The organism is Enterococcus songbeiensis (assembly GCF_005405265.1).
Classification (GTDB): Bacteria; Bacillota; Bacilli; order Lactobacillales; family Enterococcaceae; genus Enterococcus_C; species Enterococcus_C songbeiensis.
Genome location: NZ_BJDS01000002.1, coordinates 88575 through 104480 on the forward strand (window position 1 = coordinate 88575; position 15906 = coordinate 104480).

At 41.6% G+C, this 15906-nt stretch carries 19 protein-coding genes and 1 other annotated feature; of the genes, 5 read left to right on the plus strand and 14 right to left on the minus strand.

Features of this window, described 5'->3' with window-relative positions; genetic code table 11:
• Positions 1-11: 11 nt before the first annotated feature.
• From truA to nox, 8 genes are all read right to left on the minus strand, one after another.
• The gene (gene truA / locus FFM66_RS01090) at positions 12-752 is read right to left on the minus strand and encodes a tRNA pseudouridine(38-40) synthase TruA (RefSeq protein ID WP_048604388.1); all 741 of its coding nucleotides are present in this window, start codon (positions 750-752) and stop codon (positions 12-14) included.
• Positions 753-768: 16 nt separating this feature from the next.
• Complete coding sequence (locus tag FFM66_RS01095; protein ID WP_171000771.1) at positions 769-1347, minus strand: TetR/AcrR family transcriptional regulator; 579 nt, start codon at positions 1345-1347, stop codon at positions 769-771.
• The gene (locus FFM66_RS01100; RefSeq protein WP_048604390.1) at positions 1322-2047 is read right to left on the minus strand and encodes an MBL fold metallo-hydrolase; all 726 of its coding nucleotides are present in this window, start codon (positions 2045-2047) and stop codon (positions 1322-1324) included. The genes FFM66_RS01095 and FFM66_RS01100 overlap by 26 nt, the downstream gene beginning before the upstream one ends.
• A gap of 126 nt (positions 2048-2173) precedes the next feature.
• Entirely contained in the window at positions 2174-2533 is a 360-nt protein-coding gene (rplT, locus tag FFM66_RS01105; RefSeq protein ID WP_137604783.1) for a 50S ribosomal protein L20, read from the minus strand.
• Positions 2534-2599: 66 nt separating this feature from the next.
• Positions 2600-2800 (minus strand): 50S ribosomal protein L35, encoded by a 201-nt coding sequence (rpmI, locus tag FFM66_RS01110; protein ID WP_048604400.1) that lies wholly within the window; start codon positions 2798-2800, stop codon positions 2600-2602.
• 109 nt (positions 2801-2909) lie between these two features.
• Positions 2910-3431, minus strand: a complete 522-nt coding sequence (gene infC / locus FFM66_RS01115) for a translation initiation factor IF-3 (protein ID WP_048604401.1) — start codon at positions 3429-3431, stop codon at positions 2910-2912.
• A gap of 54 nt (positions 3432-3485) precedes the next feature.
• Positions 3486-3607 (minus strand) — a sequence feature (ribosomal protein L20 leader region).
• Between the two features lie 71 nt (positions 3608-3678).
• Complete coding sequence (locus FFM66_RS01120; protein WP_137604784.1) at positions 3679-4200, minus strand: GNAT family N-acetyltransferase; 522 nt, start codon at positions 4198-4200, stop codon at positions 3679-3681.
• A gap of 88 nt (positions 4201-4288) precedes the next feature.
• Positions 4289-5620 carry a H2O-forming NADH oxidase gene (nox, locus tag FFM66_RS01125; protein WP_048604403.1) on the minus strand — a complete coding sequence of 444 codons (1332 nt, stop codon included), beginning with the start codon at positions 5618-5620 and terminating at the stop codon, positions 4289-4291.
• A gap of 267 nt (positions 5621-5887) precedes the next feature.
• Between nox and FFM66_RS01130 the strand changes: the two genes are divergently transcribed.
• Complete coding sequence (locus FFM66_RS01130; protein WP_237579243.1) at positions 5888-6517, plus strand: pentapeptide repeat-containing protein; 630 nt, start codon at positions 5888-5890, stop codon at positions 6515-6517.
• Here FFM66_RS01130 and FFM66_RS01135 read toward each other — a convergent pair whose 3' ends face one another.
• Together FFM66_RS01135 and FFM66_RS01140 are read right to left on the minus strand one after the other, a co-directional pair.
• Positions 6518-7423, minus strand: a complete 906-nt coding sequence (locus FFM66_RS01135) for a magnesium transporter CorA family protein (RefSeq protein ID WP_048604405.1) — start codon at positions 7421-7423, stop codon at positions 6518-6520. It lies immediately after the preceding gene.
• A 105-nt stretch (positions 7424-7528) separates the two neighbouring features.
• Positions 7529-8188, minus strand: coding sequence for a deoxynucleoside kinase (locus FFM66_RS01140; protein ID WP_048604406.1), 660 nt, complete (start codon positions 8186-8188; stop codon positions 7529-7531).
• Positions 8189-8457: 269 nt separating this feature from the next.
• On the opposite strand from FFM66_RS01140, the gene mvk reads away from it, so the two are divergent.
• Genes mvk through fni form a run of 4 tightly spaced genes read left to right on the plus strand, consistent with a single transcriptional unit; the run spans position 8458 to position 12490 of the window.
• Entirely contained in the window at positions 8458-9393 is a 936-nt protein-coding gene (mvk, locus tag FFM66_RS01145; RefSeq protein ID WP_048604407.1) for a mevalonate kinase, read from the plus strand.
• The gene (gene mvaD / locus FFM66_RS01150) at positions 9386-10375 is read left to right on the plus strand and encodes a diphosphomevalonate decarboxylase (protein WP_137604785.1); all 990 of its coding nucleotides are present in this window, start codon (positions 9386-9388) and stop codon (positions 10373-10375) included. Before mvk ends, mvaD begins: the two co-directional genes overlap by 8 nt.
• A complete protein-coding gene (locus FFM66_RS01155; RefSeq protein ID WP_137604786.1) occupies positions 10372-11469 on the plus strand; it encodes a phosphomevalonate kinase in 1098 nt (365 codons plus the stop codon). Before mvaD ends, FFM66_RS01155 begins: the two co-directional genes overlap by 4 nt.
• The gene (gene fni / locus FFM66_RS01160; RefSeq protein WP_137604787.1) at positions 11453-12490 is read left to right on the plus strand and encodes a type 2 isopentenyl-diphosphate Delta-isomerase; all 1038 of its coding nucleotides are present in this window, start codon (positions 11453-11455) and stop codon (positions 12488-12490) included. The genes FFM66_RS01155 and fni overlap by 17 nt, the downstream gene beginning before the upstream one ends.
• 51 nt (positions 12491-12541) lie before the next feature.
• Here fni and FFM66_RS01165 read toward each other — a convergent pair whose 3' ends face one another.
• Genes FFM66_RS01165 through FFM66_RS01180 form a run of 4 tightly spaced genes read right to left on the minus strand, consistent with a single transcriptional unit; the run spans position 12542 to position 15886 of the window.
• Positions 12542-13345, minus strand: a complete 804-nt coding sequence (locus FFM66_RS01165) for a gluconate 5-dehydrogenase (protein WP_048604411.1) — start codon at positions 13343-13345, stop codon at positions 12542-12544.
• 32 nt (positions 13346-13377) lie between these two features.
• Positions 13378-14220, minus strand: coding sequence for a 5-dehydro-4-deoxy-D-glucuronate isomerase (kduI, locus tag FFM66_RS01170; RefSeq protein ID WP_048604412.1), 843 nt, complete (start codon positions 14218-14220; stop codon positions 13378-13380).
• A gap of 10 nt (positions 14221-14230) precedes the next feature.
• Entirely contained in the window at positions 14231-15238 is a 1008-nt protein-coding gene (locus tag FFM66_RS01175; protein ID WP_137604788.1) for a sugar kinase, read from the minus strand.
• Complete coding sequence (locus FFM66_RS01180) at positions 15239-15886, minus strand: bifunctional 4-hydroxy-2-oxoglutarate aldolase/2-dehydro-3-deoxy-phosphogluconate aldolase (protein WP_137604789.1); 648 nt, start codon at positions 15884-15886, stop codon at positions 15239-15241. It abuts the gene before it with no gap.
• Between the last annotated feature and the right edge of the window lie 20 nt (positions 15887-15906).

A 15906-nucleotide genomic window follows, 5' to 3' on the forward strand; every position in this document is an offset into this window, starting at 1 on the left:
CAATACTTCTATCAATGATAAAATACTTCATCCAAAAACAAGCCTTGTGCCGGCACAGTTTCTCCCGCATTTTTTCGAATCTTCGTTTCAAAAACTTCGTCGATTGCTTCTATATCCATATTTCCCGCACCGATTTCTATAAGAGTTCCAGCAAGAATTCGGACCATTTTGTGTAAAAAGCCATCTCCTTCAAAAGTGAAGTGTAGCAGACCGCCTTCTTGCTGAATTGAAATTTGGCGAATCGTCCGGATCGTTGATTTTTTAGTTTTCTTAAGTGCTGAAAAGCCGATAAAATCATGAGTACCTACTAATTTTTCGCAGGCTTCCTTCATTTTATTGATCGCCAATTTTTGTGGAACATGAAAGCTGTAATTTCGCTCAAAGGCAGAAGGAATCGGACTATTCCATACATAATAGCTGTACTGTTTTCCAGAAGCATTGTAGCGGGCATGAAATCGTTCGGATGCTTCTTCGACTTTCTTTACCACGATATCTCTAGGCAAATACCGATTTAAAAAATCGAGCATCTCTGCCTCGGTCATGGTAGTTGCTGATTTGAAATTTGCTACTTGTCCGCGAGCATGGGTCCCGGCATCTGTCCGTCCTGAACCAATGATCTCAATTTTTTCTCCGGTCATTTGGGTCAAAACATTCTCGATCTTGCCTTGGATCGTTTTCTCCGAATCTCCCAGTCTTTGCCATCCCAAATAGCGTTTCCCATCATATTCCATCGTTAATTTTATGTTTCGCATAGTATCCGTCCTTCTCTTATTTCCTAATTTTTTCCGGTGTTTTTATTTGTAAACTTTTTAATAGCTGATTTACACCATACTTAAAACTTTCTTCGATATCTTGTTCCATTCCAAATGAGCCATCTAGTTCTAAGAGAATAAACCCATGCAGATAGCTGCGAAAAGTGCGAATATAGTGAATTTGTTCCGTTTCAAAAGGAAGATAGTTTTGCACGATTTTCTCAAAAAGCCGAACCAATTTCTCAGATAATTCTATTGTCTTTGTACTTTTCCACAAGGACACACGCTGAATAGCTTCGTATTGTCCCGGATGTGTCCTAGCATAGTTTCGATAAGTAAATGCAATTTTTTCCAGAGCCTCCACTCCAGCCAATCCAATCATATCGGTCACTAACAAGTCATAAAGTTCCGTCATGCTTTTTAATGCGATTGAATCAATCAGTGCCTCTAGATTCGCAAAATGATTGTACAAAGAGGGGGGCTTTATTCCTAAAGTTGCGGCAACCTCTTTTAAAGTCAGTTGATCTACCCCTCTTTGATTGATTAAATCAATAGCGGTTATTAGTATTTTATCCGTTGTTATCTTTTTTCCCATACAGTTTTCTTTCCTCTCGCATAATCGCTTCTCGCATTTTTTCCATAGGCTCAACCAGCGTATTTCCATGACCAACTGCTACTAATTTTGGCTTTAACTCTGCTAATTTTTTGGCAGAAGACCATGCTCTTTTTTTATCCCAAGTCGCCAGTGCAGGAAAAGGAAAACGCCATCGAAAGTCACCACTTACTGCCAGCCCGCCTCTTTCCTGAAACGCATCGCCAGCAATCAGCATTCTTCTGTTTGAATCATAAAAAGAAACTGAACCAGGCGTATGCCCTGGGCTGGAAATAACTACAAGTGAACCAAAACTATCCTGTTCAACAAATGTGAAATCAATCGGAATTTTCTCTTTAGGAAAGCCCCCTTTTATTTTTTCCTTACCTTCTTTTTCCGTTAAAGTAAAATCTTTATTCAGCAACCGAGCATCTCTCTTCGATATACCAATTGTCGCATTCGGAAATGCTTGTCTAAACGCGGGAACACCATTGACATGATCGCCGTGAGCATGAGTCAATAAAAGCATATGAATTGGTTTTCCAACTAACTGGCTTATTTTTCTAAATGCAGGAATAAAATTCTTTACCCCCACATCCACAGCAATAAAATACTCTTCTTCTTCAACTAAAAAAGCATTAATTGGAAAAAGCATTGGCAAAAAGGTAATTTGATACAAATTTCCATACTTAGTAACCTTCAACTTTATCACTCCCAATAAACTAATTTAATTAGATTATAAACTAATTAAATTAGTTTTGTAAAGTATTTCCTATTTTGCAAAAAAAAATCCCCACTCCTCGGAGTAGGGATAACCATTCTGGTTTAATTATTTAGCTAATGCATCTTTCGCTTGGTCAGCCAATGCAGTAAATGCTGCTGCATCGTTGACAGCTAAGTCAGCCAACATTTTACGGTTGATGTCGATTTCAGCTAATTTCAAGCCGTGCATCAATTTTGAGTAGCTTAAGCCATTCATACGAGCTGCTGCGTTGATACGAGCAATCCACAATTTACGGAAGTCGCGTTTCTTTTGACGACGATCGCGGTATGCGTAGCTATATGATTTCATTACTTGTTCTTTTGATGTTTTAAATAGGGTATGTTTAGAACCGTAGTAACCCTTTGCTAATTTAAGCACTTTTTTACGACGTTTACGAGTTACTGTTCCACCTTTAACACGTGCCATGTTTAATTCCTCCTAATAAATCTTTCTGATTTGAATTTTTCATTTTGCAAAGCAATGGGTACGCAATTATTTCATGCGGGATAATTGTTGACGGATACGTTTGTAATCGCCAGAAGATACCATACTTGCTTTACGCAATTGACGGCGTTGTTTTTTTGTTTTCCCATGAAAACGGTGGCTTGTGAAGGCACGGAATCTCTTTAATCCGCCGTTACCAGTACGTTTGACGCGCTTTGCTAATCCGCGGTGTGTTTTTTGTTTTGGCATAACTAATTTCCTCCTACATTTCATTTCGCATATAGTTCAACTAAAAGACAACAGCTAAACCTACATCCTCAAAATTTTCCATATCTAACGTTTGACTGACTCGCGGTTCTTATTTTTCACCTTTAGGGGCTAAAACTAAGAACATGCTGCGTCCGTCCATTTTCGCTTTTTGCTCAACTGTCGCTACATCGGCAGTTTCCTCAGCTAAACGATCAAGGACTTTCTGACCAATATCTTTATGGGTAATGGCACGACCTTTGAAACGGATCGAAGCTTTCACTTTGTCCCCTTTTTCTAGGAATTTGCGTGCATTACGAAGTTTTGTATTGAAATCATTGATGTCGATTGTTGGACTTAAGCGAACTTCTTTAATGTTGATCACTTTTTGTTTCTTACGAGCTTCACGGTCTTTTTTCTGTTGTTCAAAACGGTACTTCCCGTAATCCATAATCCGAGCAACTGGTGGTTTCGCACCGGGAGCAACCAGCACAACATCCAAATTTGCTTGTTCTGCAATTTGCAATGCTTCTGCCTTTGTTTTTACTCCTAATTGTTCGCCATTTTGATCGATCAAACGCAACTCACGCGCACGAATGCCGTCGTTTACCATCATATCCTTTGCTATGGTCATTCACCTCCAAGTTTTATGCGAGAAAGAAAAGCTTGCAGGATTTCACAAGGAAATTTTGCAATAAAAAAACGAGTTCTTTTCAGAACCCGCACGCAGCTCATCTTCAATAGATGAATTACTATTCTGCCCAGTAATTTCCTCACTAAGGCGAGAAGCGGGTGCTTCTGCTTTCATTTCTCAACTTTAACATCATACTATTTTTCTTGTTTCTTGTCAACTCATTTTCATGAAAACAACAAAAATCTTCCTATCCTTCCAAATAAAAATAAATATCCGACTTGCCTTCTTGTTGTGTATGTTGGTAGCTTTTCGTGTTCAAACCACCGATCACAAACCCTTGTTTGAGATAGAAAAGACAAGCCGCCAAATTATTATCCTGTCCGATGGTAAATAAACCGTGATAGCCGTTTTCTTTGGCAAGTTCAAGCCCCTTTGCAATCAATTCTCCTGCGACACCTTGTTTTCGATACGCCTTGTTAACTTTTAAATCCTGCAAGTAGGCATACCCTGCCCAGTGATGTTCAAAAATCGCCAAACCAATGCAGTTTTTCCCATCATAGGCACCGACGGCAAAGCCTTTTTCATTCACTTCTTTATACGTGTAGTTCTCATCCGGAAAAACCATCGTTTCAACGGTATCAAAAAAAACTGTTCGGTATTGCCATTCTTCCTCTATTCGACTAACGATCATGCGACCGAACAGTTCAAAGGTATCATTAGGCAGGCGTAAATCTGCTGCGTGTGTTTCAGTCATCCGTTGGTAATCCATTTGCCACTCTCCTTTTTTTCATTATCTGCTAAGAAGAAAAAAAATACCAGTTTGAAAAATGTAGCCATTTTCCAAACTGGTAGGTTGCTTATTTTGCGGACAAAGCTGCCATCGTAATATAATTATACGGTTGGTTGAAGTGAGGCAGGAAGAAAATATCCAATAGTTTCAGTTTATCGATAGTCACTTGTTCTGAAATGGCTAAGGAGAACATGTGGATCACCATAGAAATATCTTCTGTCGAAGACAACTGCGCACCTACTACTCGGCGGGTTTCTGCCTCATAAACGATTCTGATTTTTACATTTGCATTGTGTTTCATAAATCCAGGGCGTTGCAAATCTTCAAAGTCTGTATATTTGACTGTCAGTCCATTTTTTTCAGCAGCTTCTACGGATAAGCCAGTCGAAACCATGTTAAAGCCGAAAATCGAGATGCCGTTTGAGCCTTGCACGCCTTCAGAAGCAACCTGTGCTCCACCGATATTGTAACCGGCAACTAATCCGGAACGAACGGCATTGGTTGCCAAGGCAATATACGTGGTCTTTTGCAATGCGTTGGAATAGATTGTTGCACAGTCTCCCACTGCGTAGACATCTGGGTCACTTGTTTGTTGGTGACGATCCACAAGATATGCACCATTTGCAAACAATTCCAAATGGTTTTTGCCTAATTCATTATTTGGTAAAAAACCGATGGCGTTAATGACTAAATCAACAGGATATTCTCCCTTATCTGTCACAACGGCTTCCACTTTTTCAGTTCCTTTGTATTCTTTGGCAACTTCACCTAAATGAAGTTCGATACCATGCTCAGCCAAATTTTTGTCCATGTCATCGGTGAACCATTTGTCATAATAGCTAGGCAGAGAACGTTCCGCCATATCAAACAGCAGCACATTTTTGCCACGGCGTTTTGCAGCTTCGGCGATTTCAACTCCGATATAGCCGGCTCCGATAACGGCAACATTTTTTACTTCTTCCGCACCCAATTCCTTATCCACAACTTGACCATCTTGGAATCGCTTCAAGAAATGGATATTTTGTAATTCCCGTCCAGGAACTTTTGGTGAAATAGGAACTGAACCGGTTGCTAACACCAATTTGTCATAGGTTTCTGTAAAGGTTTCACCGTCTTTTGTTTGGCAATGGACTTCTTTCTTGTCAAAATCAATCTCATTGACCACCGTTTCCATATACATTTTAGCGCCTTTTGCTTCAAAATCTTCTCGTTTTGTATAGAAAAGTCCTTCATAAGAATCAATTTGGCGACCAACCCATAAGGCAGTCCCACAGCCAAGATAGCTTAGATTCGTATTGCGGTCGATCATTACGACCTCTTGCTCTTCAAAGTTGTCCAATAAAGTATTCGCTGCGGCGATCCCAGCGTGATTTGCGCCGACAATAACTGTCTTTGTCATAAAAAAAATTCCTCCTCTAGTTGATTGCGGTTTCATTTTATTGCACAATCCGTCACAAAGCCATCTTTTTGCTTGTGAATCCTTCTTGCTCTAAAAATAAAAAACGTTATCTTTCAAACGATTGATATATCAAGCAATAAATTTCTTAAGAATTTCTCTAGAAAATTTTTTCACATGTCAGTTTTTAAGACTTTTCTTTAAAAAAGTGACATTTTTTGCAAGATTTGCTATTATTTACACCAATAAACCTTCCAGGAGGAAAAAATATTGAAAAAGAAAACACCAATCAAGCCCCAACTCACCGAACCGGTTACATCCGACTTTTATTTAGAGGATGAAATGATGTTTGAAGGCTTGTCCGCCAGCAATCTGGACTACAGCTATCTAACTTGTAATAACTTGATTTTGCGGGACACAAAACTCGAACGGATCACTATGCAAAAGACCCGTTTGGAACGTTTTGAATGTAGTAATGTTCTTTTTAAAAATTGTGATTTTTCTAATTTGGAATGGCTTGCCGGCAGTTTCCATCAAGTATGGTTCGACCAATGCAAACTAATCGGCACGAATTTTGCCGAAAGTTTTCTGCGGGACTGTACCTTCAGCAATTGCGTAGCCACCTTCGCTTCTTTCAGCAATACCAATTTAAAAACGGTTGATTTTAGCGACTGTCAATTGGTAGACAGTGAATTTTATGAAATCAACTGGAAACAACTGACTCTGACGAAAAATAAATTGACCGGCAGCAATTGGTTTCGCACGCCCCTTAACGGTCTGGACTTTACTACTAATACTTTCGACAAGATTGCCTTATCTCAGGAACACATGACAGGTCTAATCGTCAATCAAGAACAAGCCCTTACGATTGCTGCCGGTCTCGGATTGGTGATTGTCTAATCAGCGAATCCGCCGCCAAAAACCGATAAACATCCAAATAGCTAGAAACAAGCTGATTAAAACGACGATTCCCCAGCCAAATGCTGATTTTGAAAACGGCAGCGGCATATTCATACCGAAAAAGCCGGTAACAATTGTCGGCACCGTCAGCATCAGTGACCACAAAGTCAAAAATTTCATCGTGTCATTCAGATTATTGTTCAATAGATTATTGTATGCCCCGGAAAGCTGCTCCAATACCTGAGAAGCTAATTGTGTCATCTCTACAGCTTGTTGTGCTTCGATTAATGCATCATCTAACTGTTCTTGTTCTGTGGCGTTTAATTGTCGGAAAAAGCTCAAGGCTTTGATTTGTTGCAGTAAGACAGCATTTTGTTTGGTCGCCGTCACTAAATAAACCAAACCGACCTCTAAATCTGAAAGCTCCAATAAATTTTTATTGGTCGTCTTTTCTCGTAATCGTTTATTCAGCCGGACACGTTGCCCATTGACTTCTTCGATCAGCGGAAAGAAGGCATCGGCAATCAAAAACAATGTATGGAACAGAAAGCTAAACTGGCTTTGTTCCGGCATTTTTTGCAAAATTGAAGCCATTAGCGGTTGAATGTAGTCCGTCTGCTCAGAAGCGAAGGAAAAAACGCAATTTTCTTTGATGATGAAGGTCATGGGACTGGCTTCATAGTGATTGTCCTCCTTTTCCTGATGAGGAACATTGAACACCAAAAGAAATGCCGACTCCTCGGAATCATATTCCACTCGGGCCCGTTCATTTTTATCCAAAGAATACCGCAGCATTTCATCGCTGATTTGGTATTGACTTTGTAACTTACGGATCTCTGCTGTGTCTTGTTGGTTGACATGGATCCAGATTGATTTTTCCTGATTAAATCTGCGTGTTTGTTCCACTTTTCTCGCTCCCTTTCTTAAACAGAATAACAAAAAAACCTCCAAAAACGACCAAAATGGCTACTTTGAACCATTTGGCGGTATTTGGAGGAATCCGTTACTTAGTTATCCTGCTGCTTGTAATTGGCGTGTTTCAGCAATCTTTTCATCGATCATTTTCAAAACCATCTCAGCGGCTTGCGGATCTTCAACAAAATTATATTTGTCGCCGTCAATTTGAATTTTCGGACTTTCGTTATAGTCTTCAAACCATTGATCGTAGCGGCGATTTAATTCTTTGTAGTAATCGTATAAGGTTGGGTCGAATTCTAATTGTTCATATTCCCGCCCACGTTTTTGGATACGTGCCAACATCGTTTCGAAGGATACCCGAATGTGCACCAGCAGATCCGGATGTTTTTTATGAGCGGCATAAGGCAATTCTTCCAACATATTTGCCAGCAATTCATCATAGACCCGTACTTCCGTGTCTGTTGCCCGTCCCAAATCAGCATTCAGATGAAACAGCAACGAATCTTCATAAATCGAACGATCCAATACATTGTTTTCATTCGTCAATGCCCGTTTGATCAATTCAAACCGTTTGTTTAAAAAATAAATTTGCAGCAAAAATGCATATTTATTTGGATCTGCATAAAACAAAGGCAAGACTTCATTATCATCTACTGATTCATAAAAAGCTTCACTATTCAAATAATCTGACAACATAGCTGTCAGGCTGGATTTACCTGCTCCGATGGTACCCGCTAAAACTATCACGCTCATAGACCTCCAACTCACTTCATCACTAAATATTGTATTTTTCACTTACTTCAATAAGTACATCACCCAATATATAGTATCAGTATCAAAAAAACAAGTAAAAAATAGGCTAGTTTTTCAAAAAAATTATTAAGAAATACCGTAAAAAATCGTGATTTTTTTATAATCTATTAACGGATGCAAATTTATTTAGTAGAATAGACAGGCAAGAGTCATTTTTTAGTTCAATATTATCTATCAATAATTATTTTTTTAAGAAAAGGGGTCAAGAAATGAAGACACGCGGTACGGGGATCGCCAATGGAAAAATCATTTTAATGGGTGAACATTCCGTTATTTACGGTGAACCGGCAATCGCCTTCCCTTTTAAAGCAGCCTGTATCCAAGCTACGATCACAGAAGACAGGGAAGATACCTTATTTTCTGTCTATTATAATGGGCAGCTGAAAAATGCTCCTTCTGCCTTAAAAAATATCAAACATCTGCTGCAAACATTAAAGCAGAAATATTCTGCACCAAATCTGACATTAACTTTAGAAAGCACGATCCCTGCTGAACGGGGAATGGGTTCCAGCGCTGCAACAGCAGTGGCGATCACTCGTGCTTTTTTCGATTGGCTAAATCTGCCGCTGGATAAATCGACGCTGCTTTATTATGTCAATCAATCAGAAAAAATCGCCCACGGCAACCCCAGCGGTATTGACGGAGCGGCGACCAGCGGCGAAATGCCGATTTATTTTCAAAAGGGCGCACCTTTTCAGGAATTTCTATTAAATATTGATGCGTGCCTTGTTGTTGCCGATACGGGAAAAAAAGGACGTACCCGTGATACCGTTCGTGCAGTTGCTCAAGCCTTTGAACAAAATCGACAGGAAACTGCCCACACCATTCAACAACTGGGAAGTTTAGCAGAAAGAGCCAAAGAGGCCATCAGTAAAAACCAGCCGTTAGTTCTAGGAGAGGTGATGAACTTGGCGCAAACCGCATTACAGGCTTTGCAGGTCAGCGATGGAACATTAGATCACTTGATTGAAACTGCCCGAACCGCCGGCGCATTAGGAGCTAAATTGACCGGTGGCGGTCGTGGAGGGTGCTTGATTGCATTAGCAGCCGATCAAACGCAGGCGCAAAACATTGCGAAAAAATTAAGCGACCAAGGGGCAACTGCGACCTGGGTCCAAGAATTAGGAGTTTATCAACATGTATAAGGGAAGTGCCCGGGCGTATACCAATATTGCGCTGATAAAATATTGGGGCAAAAAAAATGAAGAACTGATTTTACCAATGAACAATAGTCTGTCCTTGACACTGGACGCTTTTTATACTGAAACAACGGTTTGTTTTTCCGAAGAATATTCTGCTGATACTTTTTATTTGGATGGCCTCGAACAAAGTGCCAAAGGAACAAAAAAAGTCAGCGATTTTTTAACATTGGTTAGAAAACAAGCCGGCTCTCCCTTTTTTGCAAAGGTAGAAAGTCATAATTTTGTTCCCACCGCCGCTGGATTGGCTTCTTCTGCCAGCGGATTGGCTGCCCTAGCCGGCGCCTGCAACGAAGCCCTACAGATGAAACTAAACGATAAAGATTTGTCGCGCTTAGCTCGTCGCGGTTCTGGATCGGCATGTCGGAGTATTTTCGGTGGTTTTGTCGAATGGGAAAAAGGAAACTCCGATGAAACTTCCTTCGCTCAACCAATCGAGGCGGCGGGTTGGGAAAAAGAATTAGCCATGGTTTTTGTTTTGATCAATGACCAGCAAAAAGATGTTTCCAGTCGTGACGGTATGAAACGAACGGTCGCTACTTCCAGCTTTTATCCCGGTTGGTTGGCAACTGTTGATGACGATTTGCACCAATTAAAACAAGCGATTCATCAAAAAAATTTCCAACAGCTTGGTGAAGTCATGGAAGCCAATGGATTAAAAATGCACGGGACGACTTTAGCCGCTCAACCACCATTCACCTATTGGTCGCCTCAAAGTTTGACGGCAATGAATGCAGTCAGAGACTTGCGTAAAAAAGGGATTCCCTGCTACTTCACTATGGATGCCGGCCCGAACGTCAAAGTTCTTTGTCAACGCCAACATGTGGCAAAAATTACCGCCGCATTACAAGAAATTTTCAGTGAGCAGCAAGTCATCACTGCTTACGCTGGAACAGGAATCCAAACGATTGAAGGAGCATTCAAATGATCGAAGTCACAGCCCCCGGCAAATTATACATCGCTGGTGAATATGCCGTCGTTGAACCAGGTCATCCCGCCATCATCGCGGCCGTTGATCAATTTATCACGGTGACTATTGAGCCAGCCAAAAAAAACGGTAGTATCCAATCGGCACAATACAGTGAATTGCCGATTCGCTGGACCCGTCGTAATGGTGAATTAACCTTAGATATTCGGGAAAATCCCTTTCATTACATCTTAGCGGCGATTCGTTTAACAGAAAAATATGCCCAAGAAAATGCAGTTGCACTTTCTTTTTATGATTTAAAAGTAACCAGTGAGCTGGACAGCTCCAACGGTCGTAAATACGGACTTGGTTCCAGCGGCGCCGTAACTGTAGCCACCGTCAAAGCGCTAAATAGTTTCTATGAGTTGCATCTCAGTCAAATGGAAATCTTCAAAATCGCCGCCCTTGCCCATTTAGATGTGCAAGGCAATGGCTCCTGCGGAGATATCGCCGCCAGCTGTTACGGTGGTTGGATTGCCTTTTCCACTTTTGACCATTTATGGGTACGGCAACAAAAAAAACAACTGTCCTTAGCAGAATTGCTGCACACCGATTGGCCTTATCTGTCAATCCAATCCTTGCCCGTACCGAAAAAAATGCGCTTATTGATTGGTTGGACCGGCAGCCCGGCTTCTACTTCGGATTTAGTCGACCAAGTTCATGAATCAAAAGAAGAAAAGCAAAAAGCCTATGCCCAATTTTTAGCTGAAAGTAAAGCCTGTGTCACTGCGATGATCCAAGGCTTTAAAACTCAAAATGTAGCCTGCATCAAACAAATGATTCATCAAAACCGACAGTTGCTAAATCAGCTTTCATCAATTACCGGGGTTATCATTGAAACACCTGCGCTGAAAAAGCTTTGTGACTTGGCGGAAACTTACGGCGGTACCGCTAAATCTTCAGGTGCTGGCGGTGGAGACTGCGGCATCGTAATCACCGATCAAAAATCAGGGATTTTACCATTGATGAGTGCTTGGGAAAAGGCTGCGATTACGCCGCTTCCCCTTCACGTTTATCACTACCAAGAAAGGACTTCCGATGAATCGAAAAGATGAACACGTTTCATTAGCCAAGGCGTTTCATAAACCAAGAGAAAATGATTTTGATTCTGTCCGGCTTCTTCATAACGCCCTGCCGGAAAGTTCCCTTGAGGCCGTTGATTTACGAACCAATTTACTGGGCTATGAACTTTCCTCTCCTTTTTATATCAATGCCATGACCGGCGGCAGTGAAAAGACCAAGGAAATCAATCGGAAACTGGCGATTGTCGCTAGAGAGACCGATTTACTGATTGCCACTGGTTCTATCAGTGCGGCCTTAAAAGATTCCGACCTATTGTCCAGCTATACCGTTATGCGGGAAGAATATCCGCAAGGAAAAATTTTAATCAACCTTGGTGCAGGAGTTGCATTGGAAAAAGCCCAGCAAGCCTTGGACCTCTTTCCCGCAGATGGGTTGCAGCTGCATCTTAACGCTCCGCAGGAATTAGTGATGCCTGAAGGAGATCGTGCGTTTTTTTGGCTGAAAAATATTGAAAAGCTGGCGAATCATCTTTCGATTCCTCTATTGGTCAAAGAAGTCGGCTTTGGCATGACCCGAGAAACCATTCAAAAGTTGGTTTCTGTCGGCGTCCAAACCGTTGATGTCAGCGGCACCGGTGGAACAAGTTTCACCCAAATTGAAAATGCCCGGCGGAAAAAACGGGAATTGGCGTATCTGGACGATTGGGGACAATCCACTGTGATCTCCTTGTTGGAAGCCAACGAGATCAACCAACACTTTACCACGGTTGCTTCCGGTGGCATCCGTAATGCGTACGACATCTTCAAAGCCTTGTGTCTGGGCGCCTCTGCGGTAGGTATTTCCGGCGAAATTTTGAACGATTTATTGACCCACGGGGAAGAGCATACGATTGCTTTGATCAAACAGTGGCAGGAAGAAGTACGCCTCTTATGCGCGATGACTGGAAAAACAACGGTTGACCAGCTAAAAACAGTCCCGTTGATTTTTCACGGGGAAGTCAGAGACTGGTGTGAAAGCCGAATGATCGACCAAACCAGCTATGCCTTTCGATAAACAAAAAGAAGTCAAAACTCCTCGCGGAATTTTGACTTCTTTTTCCTTTTATTAAGGTTGTTTTCCAATATAAGCTAAGATTCCGCCGTCTACATATAAAATATGTCCATTGACAAAATCAGAAGCAGGAGAAGCTAAGAAAACTGCTGGACCAGCTAAATCAGTTGGTGTACCCCAACGTGCTGCCGGTGTCCGTCCAACGATGAATTGATCGAATGGATGACGTTCGCCATTTTCTTGTGTTTCCCGTAGTGGCGCTGTTTGCGGTGTCGCAATATAGCCAGGGCCAATGCCGTTACATTGGATATTGTATTGACCATATTCAGACGCAATATTTTTCGTTAACATTTTCAGTCCGCCTTTAGCTGCTGCATAGGCACTGACTGTTTCACGTCCTAATTCACTCATCATAGAACAAATATTGATGATTTTACCGCTGCCTTTTTCGATCATATCAGGAATAACTGCTTTGGCTACGATGAAGGGTGCATTCAAGTCCACGTCGATCACTTGACGGAAATCAGCGGCAGCCATTTCGATCATTGGTGTCCGTTTGATGATTCCGGCATTGTTCACCAAAATATCTACAGAGCCCACATCTTCTTTGATTTGTTTAACCATTGCTTGCACTGCTTCTTCATTGGTTACGTCACAGACATATCCTTTTGCTTCAATGTTCACTTCTTTGTAGTGGGCCAATCCTTCATCCACTGATTTTTGATCCAAGTTGTTAAAAACGATCGTTGCTCCTGCTGCTGCTAATGATTTGGCAATTTCAAAACCAATACCGTAAACCGCACCGGTAACCAGTGCAACTTTTCCGTCTAAACGGAACATATCCATTGTAAAATCCATTCTTTTTCCCTCTTTTCGTTTCATTTGATTGTTTATTTCAATTGATCCATTGCGACCATATCCATATCGGTATACGTGATATTTTCGCCACACATTGCCCAGATAAAGGAATAGTTGCTTGTACCGACACCGGAGTGAATCGACCAGCTTGGTGAAATAACCGCTTGTTCGTTATCCACAACTAAATGTTTGGTTTCATCTGGTTTGCCCATCATGTGGAAAACACGGGTATCGTCACTTGGGAAATCAAAGTAAACATAGGCTTCCATCCGACGTTCATGAGTGTGACAAGGCATTGTATTCCATGAGCTACCTGGTTCTAGAATGGTGTACCCCATTTGTAATTGACAGCTTTCACAGATATTTGGATGAATGTATTGATAAATTTTCCGTTCGTTCAAGGTCAAGCCTTCACCGGTTTCCATTGGTTTAATATCATCAATACTGATTTTCACGTTTGGATATTTGTGATGAGCTGGAACTGAACTGATATAGAATTTTGCCGGATTTGCGGCATCTTCTGAGGAGAAAACCACGTGCTGTGTTTCTTTCCCAATATAGTAGCCATCTTGTTTCTTCATGGCTTCTTTGGTGCCGTCGATTTCAATGAAACCAGGTCCGCCAATATTAATGACACCTAATTCACGACGTTCCAAGAAGTAGTCAACACCTAATTCTTTGTCTAATTTGATTTCCAGTGCTTTGTCTGTTGGGGTTACGCCACCAAAGATCATGCGGTCATTGTGGGTATAGGTCAAGCTGATAGCTCCGGGAACAAAAACCTTTTCTACTAAAAATTCTTGACGCAGTTCTTCGGTTGAATAGTGACGAATGTCTACTGGACTGTGGGTATATCTTGTTTCCATATTTTGCATGTTCATTCTCCTATCGAATAATTTTTCCAGAGCCGGCAGCTAAAAAGCTTTCGACTTCCGTTTGACTAAATTGATTGCAGTCGCCATGAATTGTATGTTTCAATGCCGAAGCGGCTGTCGCAAAATTGATGATGCTTTGTGGAGCATCTTTATTCAGCAACCCGTGTAACACGCCGCCAGAAAAGGCATCGCCCCCCCCAACACGGTCAACGATCGGATCGATCCTATGTGCTTGGGATTCATAGTACTGATTTTCCATCCATAATGTGCCGATCAGTTGATTGGCACTGGCAGAATAAACTTCCCGTTTCGTCGAATAAAATACTTGGATGTTCGGGAACATTTCCTGCATTTTTTGGTAATAATAAATCGCTTCGTTCGGTTGCTCTTTTGGCATTTCAGGAATTCCCAGCAAATAGAGCGCATCCATTTTACCTGCAGAACAATAATCCACCAACGACAATAAGTCCTGCAAGGTTTCGCCGGCTTCTTTTTGTGTCCAAAGTTTTCCCCGATAATTAATATCAAAGCTGATCTTGCAGCCGGCTTTTTTTGCTGCCTGCATCAAGGTCAAGGTCAGCTTGCGCCAATTTGCTGAAAGAGCGGGTGTGATACCGGAGATATGAAAAATATCCACGTGATCAAAAAGTTTTGCCATATCCCATTCAACTTCCTGCATTCCAGCAAAACTTGAACCGGCACGATCATAAATTACTGATGCGGCTCGTTCGCCAATTCCAGATTCCATATAATAGGTACCCAGTCGAGGCCCGCCTTGCAGCAGAAAATTTGTGGCTACACCGTACCGTTGCAAATGTCTTTTGACGGCTTCTCCCAATGAGTTTTCTGGTACTTTACTGGCAAAGGCAACCTCATGCCCGTAGTTTGCCAAGGAAATCGCGACATTGGCTTCGCCTCCGCCATAATGGGCTTCGAAACCTTCGCTTTGTGCTAGCCGTAGACCCTGCTGTGTAGATAAACGCAACATAATTTCGCCTAAGGTTACAACTTTTCCCATCTACTTGCTCCTAATCTCAGCCAATTTTGCTGCATATTGTGCCGCAACTTCCGTCACTTTGTCAAAATCACCTGTTGCTGCTGGAGCCAACAAGTTTCCACCAACACCAACTGTGATGACACCTGCTTTAAACCATTCTTCCATATTGTCTAAACCAACTCCGCCAGTAGGCATGATGTTTAATTGAGGCAATGGGGCTTTAAATGCTGAAATGATTTTAGGCCCATACGCACTGCCTGGGAACAATTTCACGATATCTGCTCCACTCTTCAAGGCTTCTTTCATTTCAGTAATCGTCATACAGCCAGGTAAATAAGGGATTTGGTATAAATTACAAATTTCTGCTGTTTCTTTGTCAAATGTTGGGCTGACGATATATTCTGCACCGGCCATAATAGCTAAACGAGCAGTTACTGCATCCAAAACGGTTCCAGCACCAACGACAACATCGGGACGGTCTTGATAGTAAGTAACTAATTCTTTAATTACTTCGTCGGCTTGAGGAACAGTAAACGTTAATTCCAAGCCCTTTAATCCACCAGCAACGATAGCATGACTTGCTTTCAATGCTTCTTCTTTGGTTGCCCCACGAACGACGGCAACAACACCTGTTTGTTCTAGACGGGATAAAATTGAGACACGTTTCATCTTTCACACTCATTTCTTAT